Source organism: Psychromonas ossibalaenae ATCC BAA-1528 (genome assembly GCF_000381745.1).
GTDB classification, from domain to species: domain Bacteria; phylum Pseudomonadota; class Gammaproteobacteria; order Enterobacterales; family Psychromonadaceae; genus Psychromonas; species Psychromonas ossibalaenae.
Window position 1 is genome coordinate 1 of record NZ_KB907032.1, and the last position, 16373, is coordinate 16373.

Annotated in this window: 16 protein-coding genes and 1 pseudogene; 5 read left to right on the forward strand and 12 right to left on the reverse strand. The window is 37.6% G+C overall.

Going from position 1 to position 16373, the window contains the following annotated elements; translation table 11 throughout:
• The coding region (locus G327_RS25340) for an IS3 family transposase (RefSeq protein ID WP_019616834.1) at nucleotides 1-245 on the forward strand (245 nt) is incomplete at its 5' end.
• An 852-nt stretch (nucleotides 246-1097) separates the two neighbouring features.
• On the opposite strand, the gene G327_RS25350 is transcribed toward G327_RS25340, so the two are convergent.
• The 3 genes from G327_RS25350 to G327_RS0121335 form a co-directional block, all read right to left on the reverse strand.
• Nucleotides 1098-1286: a hypothetical protein gene (locus G327_RS25350; RefSeq protein WP_019616836.1), complete on the reverse strand. Its 189-nt coding sequence runs from the start codon at nucleotides 1284-1286 to the stop codon at nucleotides 1098-1100.
• A gap of 334 nt (nucleotides 1287-1620) precedes the next feature.
• Nucleotides 1621-2259 carry a helix-turn-helix transcriptional regulator gene (locus G327_RS0121330; RefSeq protein WP_019616837.1) on the reverse strand — a complete coding sequence of 213 codons (639 nt, stop codon included), beginning with the start codon at nucleotides 2257-2259 and terminating at the stop codon, nucleotides 1621-1623.
• Nucleotides 2256-3629, reverse strand: a complete 1374-nt coding sequence (locus G327_RS0121335; protein WP_019616838.1) for a type II toxin-antitoxin system HipA family toxin — start codon at nucleotides 3627-3629, stop codon at nucleotides 2256-2258. The genes G327_RS0121330 and G327_RS0121335 overlap by 4 nt, the downstream gene beginning before the upstream one ends.
• A gap of 1640 nt (nucleotides 3630-5269) precedes the next feature.
• Here G327_RS0121335 and G327_RS26690 point away from each other — a divergent pair.
• Nucleotides 5270-5464 carry an ogr/Delta-like zinc finger family protein gene (locus G327_RS26690; RefSeq protein ID WP_245542724.1) on the forward strand — a complete coding sequence of 65 codons (195 nt, stop codon included), beginning with the start codon at nucleotides 5270-5272 and terminating at the stop codon, nucleotides 5462-5464.
• Between the two features lie 68 nt (nucleotides 5465-5532).
• Here G327_RS26690 and G327_RS0121345 read toward each other — a convergent pair whose 3' ends face one another.
• Entirely contained in the window at nucleotides 5533-5940 is a 408-nt protein-coding gene (locus G327_RS0121345; RefSeq protein ID WP_019616840.1) for a LysM peptidoglycan-binding domain-containing protein, read from the reverse strand.
• Between the two features lie 209 nt (nucleotides 5941-6149).
• On the opposite strand from G327_RS0121345, the pseudogene G327_RS26695 reads away from it, so the two are divergent.
• Together G327_RS26695 and G327_RS27440 are read left to right on the forward strand one after the other, a co-directional pair.
• Nucleotides 6150-6287 (forward strand): annotated as a pseudogene (locus G327_RS26695) (IS5/IS1182 family transposase); the annotation flags it as partial.
• A 54-nt stretch (nucleotides 6288-6341) separates the two neighbouring features.
• On the forward strand, nucleotides 6342-6539 hold the full coding sequence (locus tag G327_RS27440) for a S24 family peptidase (RefSeq protein WP_281167245.1): 198 nt from the start codon (nucleotides 6342-6344) through the stop codon (nucleotides 6537-6539).
• 138 nt (nucleotides 6540-6677) lie between these two features.
• Here the strand turns inward: G327_RS27440 and G327_RS0121355 are convergent, their stop codons facing one another.
• From G327_RS0121355 to fbp, 8 genes are all read right to left on the reverse strand, one after another.
• Nucleotides 6678-7127: a Spy/CpxP family protein refolding chaperone gene (locus G327_RS0121355; protein ID WP_019616842.1), complete on the reverse strand. Its 450-nt coding sequence runs from the start codon at nucleotides 7125-7127 to the stop codon at nucleotides 6678-6680.
• Between the two features lie 185 nt (nucleotides 7128-7312).
• The gene (locus G327_RS26965) at nucleotides 7313-7459 is read right to left on the reverse strand and encodes a hypothetical protein (RefSeq protein ID WP_019616843.1); all 147 of its coding nucleotides are present in this window, start codon (nucleotides 7457-7459) and stop codon (nucleotides 7313-7315) included.
• 862 nt (nucleotides 7460-8321) lie between these two features.
• Nucleotides 8322-9098: a DsbA family protein gene (locus G327_RS0121365; RefSeq protein WP_019616844.1), complete on the reverse strand. Its 777-nt coding sequence runs from the start codon at nucleotides 9096-9098 to the stop codon at nucleotides 8322-8324.
• A 557-nt stretch (nucleotides 9099-9655) separates the two neighbouring features.
• Nucleotides 9656-10102, reverse strand: coding sequence for a hypothetical protein (locus G327_RS0121370; RefSeq protein WP_019616845.1), 447 nt, complete (start codon nucleotides 10100-10102; stop codon nucleotides 9656-9658).
• A 297-nt stretch (nucleotides 10103-10399) separates the two neighbouring features.
• Nucleotides 10400-11053: a hypothetical protein gene (locus G327_RS25360; RefSeq protein ID WP_019616846.1), complete on the reverse strand. Its 654-nt coding sequence runs from the start codon at nucleotides 11051-11053 to the stop codon at nucleotides 10400-10402.
• Nucleotides 11054-11138: 85 nt separating this feature from the next.
• Nucleotides 11139-12842: an outer membrane protein assembly factor BamB family protein gene (locus tag G327_RS25365; RefSeq protein WP_019616847.1), complete on the reverse strand. Its 1704-nt coding sequence runs from the start codon at nucleotides 12840-12842 to the stop codon at nucleotides 11139-11141.
• A gap of 675 nt (nucleotides 12843-13517) precedes the next feature.
• Nucleotides 13518-13916, reverse strand: coding sequence for a hypothetical protein (locus G327_RS0121385; protein ID WP_019616848.1), 399 nt, complete (start codon nucleotides 13914-13916; stop codon nucleotides 13518-13520).
• 137 nt (nucleotides 13917-14053) lie between these two features.
• Nucleotides 14054-15055 carry a class 1 fructose-bisphosphatase gene (fbp, locus tag G327_RS0121390; RefSeq protein WP_019616849.1) on the reverse strand — a complete coding sequence of 334 codons (1002 nt, stop codon included), beginning with the start codon at nucleotides 15053-15055 and terminating at the stop codon, nucleotides 14054-14056.
• Nucleotides 15056-15353: 298 nt separating this feature from the next.
• Between fbp and G327_RS0121395 the strand changes: the two genes are divergently transcribed.
• Nucleotides 15354-16271 carry a LysR family transcriptional regulator gene (locus tag G327_RS0121395; RefSeq protein ID WP_019616850.1) on the forward strand — a complete coding sequence of 306 codons (918 nt, stop codon included), beginning with the start codon at nucleotides 15354-15356 and terminating at the stop codon, nucleotides 16269-16271.
• The last annotated feature ends 102 nt before the right edge of the window (nucleotides 16272-16373 follow it).

Here is a 16373-nt window from a genome sequence, read left to right on the forward strand (position 1 = left end):
GATTTGTTGGCAGTATGAGTAAAAAAGGATGTTGCTGGGATAACGCAGTAGCAGAAAGTTTTTTCGGCAGTTTGAAACAGGAGCGTGTTCATTGGCGCAATTATCAAACGCGCTATGCAGCTCAGCAAGATGTTATGAATTACATCACGATGTGGTACAACTGCCAACGAATGCATTCATACCTTGATTATCGAAGCCCCAATGAATTTGAACGTATGGATAGACCGTTAAAAGAAGTAGCTTAACGAACTTAACTAGGGTGACCGAATTCAGTTGACCAGATCACTAGGCCTTGGAACGGTATCAGTACTATTTGTATTACTCGTAATCTGGAGCTTAGTAAAAGGGAGAACAATTCGTTCCTCTTATTGGATATTCACTGCGAGCATTAGTTTTGTGTTATTTCTAATATCAACATTTTTTTATTTTGAGAACCATCAAAAATACACCTACTTGGATATAAACCGAGTAGAACCCGCTTTAATTGTCAATGGCTCTTCTCTACAACCAAAAGCTCAAGAAACCTGGAATACAATGAAAAGCAAAGCCAAACTGACTTTGATAGAGAAATATGCCTATATCAGAGAAGATCTTTGGTCCGATGAATCTATTCGGGACGCCGAAAAACGGTTGCTATTTTTTTATATAATGATGGTGTTTCTCTTAGCCCTGTCGATTTTTTCACTTTCTGAAGGTGTACTTAATAATCAATTTGAACACCAAGTTTGACATGAATAATGGTCATAAACCTACTTGATTACCTATAATGCTTAGTCATACAAGGTCATATTACACTTTGCTAATAAGAATGTTCTAATTGACAAATCGCCACCTAAAAACGTAGTAATTAATAGCTGTGATTGGCATTAAGGTTGCCACAGCTAGTGCACCAAGATAAATCGGTATTAGATTGGAGATGAGATCCCTCTGTTCGGTAAGTACGCTTTATAAACGATCCGTTTTGCTTAGTAAGCTACATACGTTGTAATCTGGTTTGTTGGTACAAGTAGAGTGCTTTTGTTTTTTATTCAAAAAGCAGGATAATTTATACAGATTTTATTCTAAATTATTAAGAGTCTTCCAAGAGGAGGCCTTTTTCAAATTAAGTTTTTTGTTTTTTGAATAACCTCGGCTTCCTGAAAATGGCGCATAGCAATTAAAAATGCAACCTCCCCTCCCTCTTCTTTTCGCTCTTCTAAAGCTGTGTGTAAATATGCTTTAGCGTACTCTTTATCGCTTTGTATCATCTCTACGGTAGCCTCGTCATGGCTTCTTGATTTACTCATAATTACCTCCATTGAATCTATCGGCAAGTGTAGCTTACAAGCGAAAAAAAGCAGCTTGTTTTTTGAATTTATGAGGCGAGGCAGTGGAACGGCGAAACATAAATAAGTGGTAGCGCCGAAAGTGTAATGGCTTAGTAATACCGGTCATGATTTTATAATCATATTTGAAAATTTGATAAGAACGCACAGCTGTTTAAGCCAAAATAAAAATCACCTCCTTCTTGATGAATTAGAAAGTTAAGTCATGTAGTTAGTGGCCTAGGGGTGGTTAGTTGGTGCCGATTTATCTTCCAAAAAAAAGGATCTTAGTGATTAAGGGCTTTTTTGTTTAGCCTTACTCGGGCAAATACCTAGCAAAGTCATCATCGTCATCATCTAGAACGTTTTGCAATACAGTGGGTGAGATTGGGATCAAACCTACATTTAAACCAAAAGGCTTAAAAACTTTATTCAAAACTTCAACGCTTGGGTTGCTCCTGTTGTTTTCTATATCAGAAAGTTTTTTACGAGAAACGTTAACTAATTTCGCATATTTTTCTTGGTTAAAACCTAGTACCTGTATGCGTAACTGAATTAAGGCATCTCCTTGTGTAATGTCAGAAAATAGTAATTTAGTAATAACACTATTAATAACTGCCTTACGTAACTTAGCATCCTTAATAGCCGTGTTCGTAGACGAACGTTGCCTCGTTTGAGTTTCATCACTAGTTGTTACATTGCTTCCAAATGACTTACGTTTAGGTAAAGTAGCCTCCAAACGAGAGAGTGGAGCACTCTGAACAACAACAGGCTTTCCAGTATCTCCAACTGTCATATGGACAAAGTGGCTATCAACTCGATTCGTTACAAATTGGCCGTGTGCATTATCGTTTCTAGTCCCGATACGTTCTCCCTCGCTGTTAAATTTCATATTTCTATCAGAATTATGTTTTTTTAAGAAGTTAACTGTATTCGTTAAGCTTTTCTTTTTCATAATAATCTCCATCGTTTCAATTTTTCATCTAGAAAATCAAACCCAAATGTTGGCATATTAACTATTTGATCAGGAACACCACGAGCTATTAGTCTCTGCTTTAAGCCTACTAGTTGATGTGCTGTTGCCCTTAGCTCATTTATCAATAGTTTTGGGTCAATTAAACCACTTAAGGAGTACGCAATCTCAACAAAGTTAAATTCGCCACCCAGCTCTAAAGCTGGCGCAGCCCATTTCGTTGTTCTTGGTATACCTTCTGGATCAGCTTTCATAGGAGCAAAGTCATAAATGGGTGTTAACCTTATTCCCTTTTCATCTCTGTAGAATGAAGTATTTCGTCCGTGGTTATCGCTATTGCCAAATGCAATATTTAATAAATCACGGCGAACCCATTCAATTATAAATGCCTCAACATCAAAGGGTAGGTTCTTCTCCTTGACAGTATTACTTTCTGTGATCAGGTCAATCAACTCACGTATTGTCTCGCCATGATCTAAAATAGTAGCTGGCGGTTTTTTTAGCATTGAGTACACAGACTCCATGCCATAACGTTTGGTCGTCCCATCTACTTGAGTCTCTATATCGAACCTTGGCAACCAAAGTGAATGATAGTTTTCACCTTTTTCTAGTTTCATGTCTACTACAGGTATAGTACTAAAACCCATATCTGTTAACTCATGGTAATAGTGGTACTCGGCAACTAGCACCGCATCATTAACTCCCCTTCTGTTTCCTCTTGGGAATTTAACGAGGTAATACATATCATCGATATTTGTATTGTCTTGATAGGTATCTATCCACACAACATCGTCTTTGCTGCGCCTTAGTAGTAGCTTGGGTGCTTCTCCACCGGCTCCAGTAGCTCCACCAGCTGCTGCCCCCCGAGTTTGTGCGTAACTCAAAAAGTCTACGGCTCTATTTGCTACCTCTGAAACTTTAAAGTATTGCGTAGGAACTTTATTAACCGCTTCGATAGATTCTTTGATGCGCAAATTCCCAATGGGAGAAATGGTGCCATATGCTAGCAACACAAACTTTTGTTGATTGACTGACATCCCCTCTGTATCTATTTGCGTTAGCCAGTACTTACGGCTTGATCCACTAGGTATTATGTCGTCAATGAACTTCAACCAACCTTGCTGTCCACTGTCATCAAAAAAGAGTTCAACAGGGTGATTTATAGATACTGCATGGTGATCATCCGCAAAAAGATTATGAATTGTATAGTCCGATTCATAATCAACTTCGGTAGCATCAAACGTGTAGTCAGCATTCCTCGGGAATGTAATCTTCGCAATATCCTTCCATGAATTATCAATGAAAGCTTGTACAGTTAGTTCATTTAAATTTTCAAAATTAATCGCTTCCATTGAACACTCTTTTTATATTTAATGAATATTATTGTACTCAAAAATACGCAAATCATCAAATAAAGTGCCTTATAGTACTCAATAAATATTGCGTTCTTCAATTATCAAGTACTATTCGACTCATTGGTTTTTTTTATTCTTGAAGTAAGTTTGGATCATTAGAAGATTATTGCGTTGTTCATAAATGCGTCCGATAATACTCAATAACTACTATAGTCGCTTACTATTGAGCTTTATAGTACTCAATGACTAGTGCGACTGCTATATATTGAGTATTACACAACTCAATGTCGACTTATGGCGCTTAAGCATGTGGTGCATGAATTAGATAATTGATGAAACTTGGTTAACTTTCACAAACATGCCAACTCGGCACGCAATCGTAGCAATTGAGACATAGCAACAGTCCCTTAACATCCATCAAATAAGCACATTTCTTGCAGAAAGTGGTGCTGTCGCTCATAGAATAATAGCATTCGTTATCTTTGATAGACTCAATAACCGCTTGTTTGCCATAACGATCCTTAATTGCTTGCTCATCAAACTTTACGGAAGCCTTGTGACGCAAAGCCTACTTAATCTTAGATATTTTCTTTTTGGCAACGCCAGTATGCTCCAATTTCATTAATGGTGTTTTGAATGAATTTCGGCAAGGCCAAATGACTCGACCGCATCTGGATTTCGTAGCCAGACAATCCCACTGCTAGCCCCCCAAGCTCAGATAGAACGCCAAACAACAAACTGTACATTGAACACTTTATTTATGAAAAATAAATTCGACCTGCACTTGCGAATGCTAAATGAATATATTACCTTTTTTAAAAAAACTAAGGCTAAATATAAATATGACAAAATATTTTGTAGAAAATTCAACGATAATAGAGTTCGTAAGTCGCATGCACAAAATTTTGTAGACGAGAAATTTGGCGATGACGGCTATCTTAACGATGAACATCGAACTTCTTACACAGAAGTGTAGTGGGTAAGTAATTCTGACCACTAAGCTAGAGTCAAAGTAGTCCTTTTTCTATGGCGCTTTGTGCCATTTTCCGCCTTAGAAAAGTTGCCCCAAAGTACTCCTATTACGACTTAGAAACCTACAAATTTGTGACTAAAATAAGCGGGCCATAACAGGTCGTACTATGCTTGTAGTGGTACAGAAAATTTGGCCACATGTTTAAAGGTGTCAGTAAAAATACTCTAAGGCGCATATGTCCCAATATACGCTAAGTGAGATAAACAAAAAGCAATACCACAAGTAATACCAAATTATTTTCAATAATTATAAATACTAAATAACAACAAGTTACAGCCCAACCCACCATTCCCCATCGTATAACCAACGGCATTGCGTTTTTTTATGTCCGTAATTTGTGCTGTTTGTACTAAATTAAGGTACTAAACATCCCTTCCGTGAGTCCGTCAGAATTATTTATAAAATTTTAGCGCTAGATTTTTTGCAGGGTACGGTCATTCGATAACTTAACCTGGGCGGTAAACAATGATGAGATATCAATACGTTATAGTTGTGCATAAACACAGCACATATCATATACTGGGGAGGTCAGTCAGTGAGGTATCTAATGAGAGTTCTTTGTCCGGAATGCGGTGAGAAAAGCAGTATCTAGAAGTCCAACAGAATATCGTTAGGGTATTCAGATTTATATTGTAGTTGTAGTTCTCCTAAGTGCGGTTACTCGTTCGTAATGAACCTGTCGTTCAGTCATACATTAAGCCCGTCTGCTAAGACGTCTACTCAGTTAGCCTTTGAGTTATTAAAAGCGCTAGGGCCCAGCCAACAACAAGAGCTAAAAGCACAACTTGCTTTGTTGTAAGAAAAAGCTCACATCCATGTGGACATTAAATTGTAATCCCTATCTGCACATTGCTAATATAATATCAATTATCTGATATTAATAATGTGCCCAATCAATAAAATTGTAGTCTCATCAATCTGTGGATTTAATTTAAGCAATGTATCTAGTGAAATATTCTGCTCTTTTGCGATACTAAGTAACGTGTCATTTTCTTGAATTGAATAACGGCTAATATCTGCCATAGCTCGTTTAGCCAACCCCTTTTGATTCATCTCTAATGTTCTAACAGCACTATACGTGTCCCGATTACTATTTATTTGATGTAGTAACTCAGTTTCTAATTTATCTACTTTTTCTTCTAGTGCCCCTATTTGTACTGCCTGTTGTTTTTGTTGTTCAATGCTCTCTCTATTTGATGAACAACCTGAAAGAAGAATGACAGTCACTGTAGCAAATGCCAATTTAGTCGAAGTTAGTTTAGTAATATTCTTCATACAAGACACCTATAATTAAATACAAAACTGATGATAAAATGATTGCCAGCCAAAAATGTAATGCTAAATCAAAACTTGAAGAGAAAATAGCTTTTTTAGGCTAAATGTACAATTTAACTAGGCCGTGTTGATCTTTCGAGTGTAATTTTTAAACAGTATGGCAAGGCGCTATAATTTATTTCGCCAAAAACTAACCGCAGCACCAAACCATGCCTAGATTAATGTTAACCGATAAACGATGGGAAGTGCTACTGCATTTGATGAAATGCACTGGTCGTATTTACAATAAACCAGAGCATAGAAATACTTTTGAGGGGATATTATATCGACTAAGAACTGGAATCCCCTAGCGAGATTTACCCAAAGAATTTGGTGGCTGGAGTACCTTTAACCGTAAATTTATTGATGATGTACTTGGCGTAAATGCAAAAGATACATTCATGATACCGGTCAAAGGCGACTGCATGTACCCTACTCTGAAAAACCAAGCTATTGTTATGGTAAATCGAATTCAAGATTTCTCTGGTGATGGAATTTACGTATTTAGGTTTAACAACCGGTTAATGGTAAAACGTCTGCAGTTTTCAAAAACAGATTAATCACTTAAGATCGTGTCCGATTTTTGGGGCCATTTATCTTTTAAATTTGTAACAACTTTCCTCAAAATATCCCCTCGCTGACCACCGAGTAATAGAACTAAATAACGATTAGCCCTATTACTGCTATTAAAATAAATATTATTTATTCTTCTGCTGAGCACACTTAGCTTTTTTATTCTGCATTTTCTGCTGGCGCTGTTCAAATAGAAGATCCATCTTCGCCTGCTGCTCCGGCATCAAAGACTGATAGACCTCATGGGTCATTTTCATATTATTTAACCTCTTATCTTTTCTTAGGGTCTTTGTATTTGTCTCTTCTATGAAAGTAATCGCCTGCGCTTCATTAAAGTCAGATGCTTTCATAATTGCCATCTTACGCTCATGATAAGTACCTTTCTCACTGCGGTAACTCTGCATAATAGATTTAATATCAGCCTGTTGCTCTGAGGTCAGTTCCACTTGTTTAAGCATGCTTTTGAACGACATAGCGTTATGCCCTTTTTTACAATCAGACTTAGCATAAGCGGTAGAAAAGGTAAGAGGAAGGATCACACTTGCCAGCAACACATTTTTCAATAAAGAATTCATAATATTTCCAAATAATCAATAGTTTACTCAAATTAGTAATTTAATGATTATAAAGCAGTATATGCAGCGCAACGTAAGCTATAGGCAATGTTATGTAAAAGAAGCGTAAGTATTGTTACAACACATTTTGTACCCGCGTACTAGAATAGATAATAGTTCACTCTAATCTCTTTTCCTGAATTTGATTAGCTAGTTTTCTGCTTTTTCTTGTGGCTTTTATACGTTTCCAGCAGATATGAAAATACTTTTTTAGCCATTTTCATATCTACCTTCTTCATTAAAGCGATGATTTTATTCTTTTTGTCTTCTGTTAATTTCATTCTTTTAAGCATAGCCAGCCCTTTATTTGGTAGTTAATCCGGTTTGGCACACCTAACTAAAACAAGTTCAACAAATAAAGGTTTAAATAGTGTAAATTATATAATTCTAGATTCCACAATAACACCAGCCAACTTTATAGCTTCCAGCCGAACAGCCCCGCTTACAGTTACTTGTGCATTCTCCATTTTTCATCAACAACGGCATTGGCAATGGCTTCTGAAAATTTACTCTCCATCGTAAATACCCCTTCAAGTATAAAGCCCAGGGCTTTTTACTCAGTTTCTAATTTTTCTTTTATTGATGATTTACTAGGCGCCATTTGATTTCCCTGCAAAAACGCGAGTTGATACATCCACATGCGGTGAACCGGTAAACGGACAAATATTTACCCCAGCGCAACTGGCACGACTATGAATCCGAAACAACAATCTATTAGTATCAAAAGATTTCCAAACACAAAAGCAACAGCCTGAACAGTTAGCGGTACAACCATCTAATGCCAATCCGCCTAAGCATCTGGTCATTTTTCTGGTTAAAATAACTGTTGCACTCAATCGCAATAGCCAGCTTACTCAATAGCGCGCCTTGACCTTAACTATTTTTCCTACGCAAACTCTGATCACTTTATTAAGCGAAATAGTATATGAAGTCTGCAAAGTAAAATCATAAAAGCTTCAATAAATTGAAACTGCATGTCACGATTAACTTGCTCTTAGGTTTTGTTACTCATCGTTTAAAAAAGACATGAAATGCAAATTGGCAGGTGATGAACTCAAACTAGTTTAAGTCCATCACTGATAGGAGTTAAGGCAATATCAACTTAATTAACCTTAGCTATATTTATTACTATTAAATTTCAAATCCCATTAATAGTTAGCTAGTCGGTTCACTGACTGCTTGTGCCTTCTCTAAGGCTGCTTTAACACTTTTTACATCAAACCCGCGAATAACTGATGTGTTTTCCGCTGTTGGATTATCAATTGGCATTACAACGACTGCAGGAGTACCTTGAAAACCAAGTTCAGAAAATAGATTCAAGTTTTCCATAACAGCTTTGCTGTCATTTTGAGGCAGATCAGAAAGCGCAAAACCCGACACTTCAACTAGCTTTTCAATATCCGCCACCGTTAATTGAGAACCGCTTGACGCTTTTTCAAATACAGCATTGTGGTACTTTTCATACGCTTCACTTCCACCTTGTGAAAAGACCTTTTCGCCCATCTGAGCGGCATAACCAGAAGCCTCAGAGCGCTGTGCAAATATCGGAGTCTCCTTCATTACAAATTTAACATCTGGATTTGAAATCTCTAGTTCAGACATTACCGGCGAAAGCCTTTGACAATAGCCACATTGGTAATCAAAGAATTGAATGACTGCGACTTTGCCGTCAGCATTACCTAGGTAAGGAGTGTTGCTATTCAGCAGCTGTTCTTTATGCAACAAGGCCTTTTCGACCATAGAGGCTCCCATTTCCTTCATCTCTTTCGCTTTCAAGGCATTACTAACTTCAATCAAAACTTCAGGGTTTTTTATAAGATAATCAGTTGCAATTTTGCCAATTTCTTCATCAGAAGGACCAAACATCCCCGCGTGTACAGTTGTTGTCACCATAGAAGCAGCAAGCGCTGTGCATAATACTAATTTTTTCATTTTTTATACCCTTTGACTTATGTAAGTTAAATAGAGTATCTGTGATATAAAAAGTTCAACTTAATACCCAAATATATATATAAATGAGGTGAATTCACTATTTTAGGCTGTTATCAAATACTAGAAAATGGTTCGGTCCTAGGTTGAGTCTACATTTCCATCCAGTAACACCCACGAATAAAGTAGTACATTTGATAGTGTCGCAACATAAACCCCAAACTGCTTATAGCCCCCCACCTACATGTCCTTTAATCAATAGGTAACATGAAACGCCCGATCTGACGGCAATAAAATAGAAACAGTCTTTTTTATTCGATTATTTTCACCTAAGGAGGATATAGAATTGTTCTATCTTCAGTCGCCATAAAAAACAAACACCATGATTTATATTTTATTAACACTCAATAAAGCATTTAATTTTGGCTAGTTGAATTAAAAAACAACAGGATCAAGCCTTGTCTTTGCTCTAAAAGGTAAAACGCAAGACTTGAACCCATTTATATTATTCTTAAATGATCTCAATTTAGTTATGGTGCTTACTAGTGATGTTTTACAAACTATTTGATATCGCTGTTGAAATATTTTTTAGCACGTTCAACTTCAGATTTTGTTGGCGTATATGTAACCCAGTCAGCTTTATCCTTATTTTTATAGCGAATAACACCTGCATCAACATCAAATTGATAGTGCGGGTATACTTCACGCAAGTTAAAAAACATTGCAGGTGCAAAAAACAAGATATCTGCAGCAAGGTATCCACCGTTAAACTTTAACGGCATCAAGCCATACATAGGTTCTTTTCCATCTGAGGTTGCTTTAAATACATACTGCCCAAAACTGGTCGTAGAATAACTCTGCGAAGTATTATCTATAACGCTGATCGCCTCATTCTTATTCACGTTCAATTCAACTTTATCATCCATAGCTTGAAAGGATGTTTTAGCAGAACAGGCTGACAATATACATGCAGCCCCCAGCATGCTGACAAGTTTGATCTTATTCATTATATTTTCCATTTTATAATTCACTTTTGTACTTGAGGTAGATTCATTTACAACAATTATAAGCACACAAAAATTTACATTTATTAAACAGGAAATTTTCGTATTTCCACAAGAAACCGCTTATCAAACATTTATAACAGAAACAAAACTTACATTTCTTTGTTTTTTATCAATCATCTACATTTCCAATGAAGAATAACGAATATATAAAGGCTGACAGTAAAATTTCATCAAGGAATTACAAAGTCAAAAACCGCAACAACTCTATAAAACCCAAGTGCTCTAATTTGTTATATTTTAATGATACTGTTCAAGAAGATAACTAATAGCTGATTCTACCGATGCGACATGAGGATCAATCCCATCTGGTGTTCGAGTTGGAGTCATTGATTTTACAAAACTGCGTTTTCCATTGATTTCAGCGTCAATATAGGTAACAAATACACTAGCTTCATTCGGGTTTTCATCTTTTGTATATGTAACTCGTAAATATTCATCAGCAAGCATTGCTTCAAACTCTTCTTTATTTACAAGTGAGTTAATACTGTTAACAGTACCATCTTCCATTGCTCCTGCTATTGCTCCCCCTACCGCTCCCCCAAATAATCCGCCTAGTGAAACACCTCTAAGTTCAGACTGAAGATTCAGATATACAACCATATGATAAACAACCACCTCTGGATTATTACCTTCAGAGCTTAACTTTTCATAAGCTCTGTGTTGTAACAACCTTACAGGAGCAGGCTCTACTAAATCATCCCCTCTACGATAAAGGGCATATGCATCACTTGTGATGAATAAGCTAAATATTTCATTTTCTTTCTCATTTGCAGGCCGTAAATCAACGAAATTTACTGATTCAGATTCAGCAATATTAGGCACTTCAACCTTGGATACATTAGAACAACCCACAATTAAGGTAGTGCAGATTATGACAAATAATTTTTTCATTTATATTTCCCTATATTTTTGGAAAGTTTCAGCAGCAAAAAAGCCCACTTCAGTTGTGGGCTTTTTTATTCTAGATATCAATAAATCATTTCAAATTTATCGCATCTATTCCTCCATTACTCCATTGAAATCTATCTGAAGTACTTGTGTTAATATATAGTACCCCATTCTTTGATAACGCTAATTTTCCGGGTTTTATATAACTCCACACTGTTTTGTGCGTGTTTATATCAACGGCATAAAGCCGTTTAGTTGTGCTGACAAATACAATGTTGTCCGTTGCAATCATATTACCGAAGAAACCACTTAGTTCGGCCATTTCTGGAGGTGTCCACGTCCATAAAATGTCCCCTGTAAATTCATCGCGAGCTTCTAATTGAAAAGTTAAACTGTTCCTCGTATATAGAACATTATTTACAAGTACTGGGTTTGTTTCAAAAGCACCAGATACAGCCCAGTTAACATTCAAGTTTTTCATATTAAAACTTACCAGGTGATTAGTACCAGAATCAGAACCACTACCTTGCTGATAGTGGGAAGCCCGGTTAATAGAAAAAACTGTATTATCAGAGCCGATAATAGGTGCACTTGTAGTGTATTGACCATTCTCATCAGTAGGGTGATATGGGTCAGTAATCCGATTAACAATCGCACCGGTATTTTTATTGATTATCACCAATCCTGCGCGATTAGTTTCGTCACCGAAAGTGTTGCCCATGTAAACATAGGCATAATTTGCATCAACAGCTGGTGTCCAATCGAAAAAAGTACCCAAATCAGCAGACCAGAGAGTAGTTCCACTTGTTTCATTAAAACTATTCAGCCCGCCAGTCCAACCTCCATCTGCGTAGATAACACCGTTATCGATCGTTGGAGCATACTTACTTTGCGATACAGACTCAAATGCAGTGCTAAATAGCTCTGTTCCTGTCTCTGCAGCAAACCCCCACATAAACGCAGTGTCATCGGGCTTGTCACCGGCAGCAACAAAGACTTTACCATTAGATACTGCCGGCGGATTTAATACGCGGATGCTCCCAAAATCATGCTGCCATTGCACACTAGCATTTTCTTCTCTCAAGGCATGCAGCGTAGCGCTAGACTCACCCGAGCTTTCAGTCGAAAAATAGACGATACCATCAGCAACTACGGTAGGACTAATTACAGTATGTACGTCTCGGCTCCATCGCCAGCGCAAAGAAAACTTATCTACATCAAGTGTTACCGGTACATAACCTGTATGTGCTACATTTCCTTGAGATGTTTCCCAATTATTTACATTCGTCCAAGAAGCAAGGGCAGTTAAATTCGTTGTCGATAAAACTTCTATATCATAATCAATAAACGAGGTTGAATTTGCAATTGGTGAATCACAGGCTGAATCGCGACACAGCATGACTTCGAAACGTCCAGTATAAACTCCAGCAGCTAAGTCTTGTGATATATCCAAATCCATCTTATATGACATAGGGCCAATCTGAATCAGGCTCATATCTGGCTTAACTACCCCTACTTTGTCAATAACATAAACATAAACATATCCTTCGATTTTATTATTAAGATCAGCTTGAACAGAAAAGGATTGTGCATCACCCATATACGTCTTTTCCGCAATAGTGCTAGGCGTAAATGTTAAATAACCACTTCCTTCACTGCCAGAATTTGCGGTACTGCCAGAGCTTGATGCGCTATCATCACCTCCACCACCTCCACCACCTCCACCACCTCCACCACCTCCACATGCTGTTAGGTTCAACAATACAAAAAACAGCATTAAATATTTTTTCATTCTTCTATCCTTAATTAATTTTATCCATATCGACCACAGGGCGGAGCCCAAAGCAAAAACGCAGCCAAGCCTACATGTATTTGACAAAGAATATACCCAGAAACCATGAAAATATAAATATTTGCAAAGCACCTCACAATGTAAACAATTCACTTTACCCACCAACCAAAACAAAAAATAAATCAAACACTTACTACAGAACATATCACACAGAATTAGGTAATGGTTACGTAAAAACACCTTGCTTACAGCAAGGGAAATACTATAGGTACGAGAGAGGCGATGGACAACAAAATACAAATAACTCACTTATACTTCACATAAAGACATCGTAAGTTTTACGTTATTTTTGCGATAATTCCCGGCATAAAAAGCACAGCTAACAAAAACCAGATTCACTTAAACGTCCTGTTTAATGAATAGAAACACTTTGAAGAATGGGAAAATGGTAATCTGCTGTCTGAACTCAGAGCACTGAAATATAGCCAGAAGAAATCAGGCTTGTTTTTGACGAGTTAAAAGAAGGCCGTAATTATACGGCTTACCTTATATCTAACATCTGTATCTCAACAGCCTGACGATGGAGTGCCGCAGAAGCAATGACAGTAAAGTGACCAGTAGATTAAAGCTGTCACTACATTTCAAGAACAATATAATAAATTATATATTTGCCCATTAATAAAAGTCTGAAAGCTTAGATTTCATCCAGATATCGGCATCAGTAACATTATTAAAAAATTCAAATGCCTCATCAGCTTTCGCACACAAATCAGAAAGATGCAGCTTGCCAAATTCAGGTGAAGTAGAGTGAGTTAAAATAAATGCAGTTGCGATACGCCCATGTCTTTTTTCCTCTTTAATCTGCTCAACAAGTAACTCGGCAGCATCAGGAGTATGAACGGGTTCGCCATGTATAACGGCAATAATGCCCCACTTCTTCTTTTCCCGTAGTTTCAGCATCAGACGAGCATTAGCAAACGAGATTTTCATCGCTTCCTTATTCCATGGACCGTAACCTTCAACAGTTAATATATTGTTTTGCAGTTTTAACCTGAAAACGCCATGATCCTTCATGTTGACTGCTCTCCTTAGCCCCATATACAAAAAGCATCCATACTGGTTTGTATGGATGCTTTTATTAAATTACAAAGTTAAGCTTCTAATCACAACGACTAAATCGAAGCAGATAATATCTGAATTATGCTCATTCACTAGCCAGAATATTTAGCCATAAAGTCATTTGCATCTTTAACCATATTCTTACTGCCGCAGAAAAAAGGTATGCGCTGATGTAATTCTGTCGGTGTTACTTCCATGATGCGGTTATACCCGTCACTTGCCGTCCCCCCCGCCTGCTCAATCAAAAACGCCATCGGGTTACATTCGTATAATAAACGTAATTTACCTTTAGGTGCAGAAGCGGTTGAAGGGTAGAGATAGATTCCGCCGGTTAATAAATTACGGTGGAAATCGGAAGCCAGTGAACCGATATAACGTGATGTATAAGGACGGTTTGTCGGTGTATCGATCTCCTGACAGAATTTAAGATATTTTTTTACCCCGTTTGGAAATTTCAGGTAATTACCTTCATTGATAGAATAGGTACGGCCGTCTTCCGGAATTCGAATATTTTCATGAGAAAGATAAAATACGCCCAGTGACGGATCGCAGGTAAATCCGTGCACACCGTTGCCTGTTGTATAAACCAGCATGGTAGATGAACCATAGATGATATATCCGGCTGCAACCTGTTTAATACCTGGCTGCAGGAAGTCTTCTGCAGTAGCGGGATGGCCAACAGGACTAATACGTTTGTAAATTGAGAAAATTGTACCAACGGAAACGTTTACATCAATATTCGAAGAACCGTCCAGCGGGTCCATCAACACGACATATTTACTGTTGATACCGCGTTCACTGTCAAAAGCGATAAATTCGTCTTCTTCTTCCGATGCAATACCGCAGACTTCACCACGCGCTTCCAAGGCGGCCTTGAACGTTTCATTAGCATACAAATCCATTTTTTGCTGGACTTCACCTTGTACATTCTCAATACCGGTCGCCCCGATAATATCAACTAAGCCGGCTTTATTGATTTCCCTATTTACCACTTTAGCCGCTAAACGGATAGAACCAAGTAACAGCGTTAATTCCCCCGTAGCTTCTGGAAAGTCGCTCTGCTTTTCGATGATGTATTCACCAAGTGTGATCATGTGTGTTCCCTTTCTTATAATGAAATAGTACCTTGAACGAAATTACTCAGTTTAATAAATGCTGCCGATATAATAAGGCAGCACTATCTTTCGAAGGGTTATTCTGAATAAAAAACACACAATGATATATACCGATTTGAAAAAGCTCTGTTTACGTTTGGAAAAGATAAACATTTAGCTTAAGCCTATGATTGTTTCCCTGTGGAAACTATCTTTTAACTAGAGTACGCCTGGGTAATTTTGTAATATAAACTTTTTACCTTTGGAGCAGTTGAACTTGAAAAGTCGGGCGAATCAGATGCTTATCTTGCACATCTTAAAAATGAGCGGCAATTTCACCAAGGCAGCTGAAAGGTTAGGGGTTTCTACATCTTATGTCAGTAAACAGCTGACTCAATTGGAATCTGAACTCAAGGTTCAGCTTGTACAAAGAACCACTCGAAACCTGGCATTAACTGATGCGGGTATTGAATATGCTGAGTATTGCGCACAGTTACATTCCATTGTTCAAAATGCTGAAGCGGCAATGATGGATGCCACCGCACAGATGTCCGGCACCATACGCCTCGCGCTGCCTCGTTCTTTCGGCATACTGCATGTTATTTCGGCCTTAGATAAACTGCAGGAAAAACATCCTGAAATTAATTTTGAAATCACGCTGACTGATCGAAAAATAGATATGTTAGATGAAGATATTCATTTATGGATTACAACCTATGAGAATATTAATGAAGGTTATACAGCGCAAAGAGTTGCTGATGGTAACTTTGTACTTGCGGCTTCTCCTAAGTATCTTAAAACCCATGCAGCACCAGCACACCCGCAAGATTTATTAGATCATAATTGTGTGACTTATCACAGCAGTACACGTGACTATAGCCATTGGCCGTTTATTAAGAATAATGAACAATTAAATATCCATGTATCGGGGAACTACCGCGTTGATCTTTCTGAAGCGGTAAGGGATGCCGTTATTGCCGACCACGGTATCGGTTATATTGCGACTTACTTGTTATCAGATGAGTTTGAAACGGGGAAGCTGGTTCAGCTGCTTCCTGACTGGAAAGCAAATTTAGTAATGCCTGTTTATGCTGTTTACCCTCGTAAGAAGCACCTTCCGGAAAGACTTAATGCCGTTATCTCTTTTCTAAAAGAAAATATTGAATGCCCTCCCTACTGGGATGTTGCTTTAAACCCTTGGCTTAAAAACAGTTAATCAATATAAGGCGCAAATAATATTTTTCGTACAGCTGCAATACTTTTACAAAACCATATCTTGCGTCTTTGTTCGAGCCTACGATGAATCTCATCATTATAA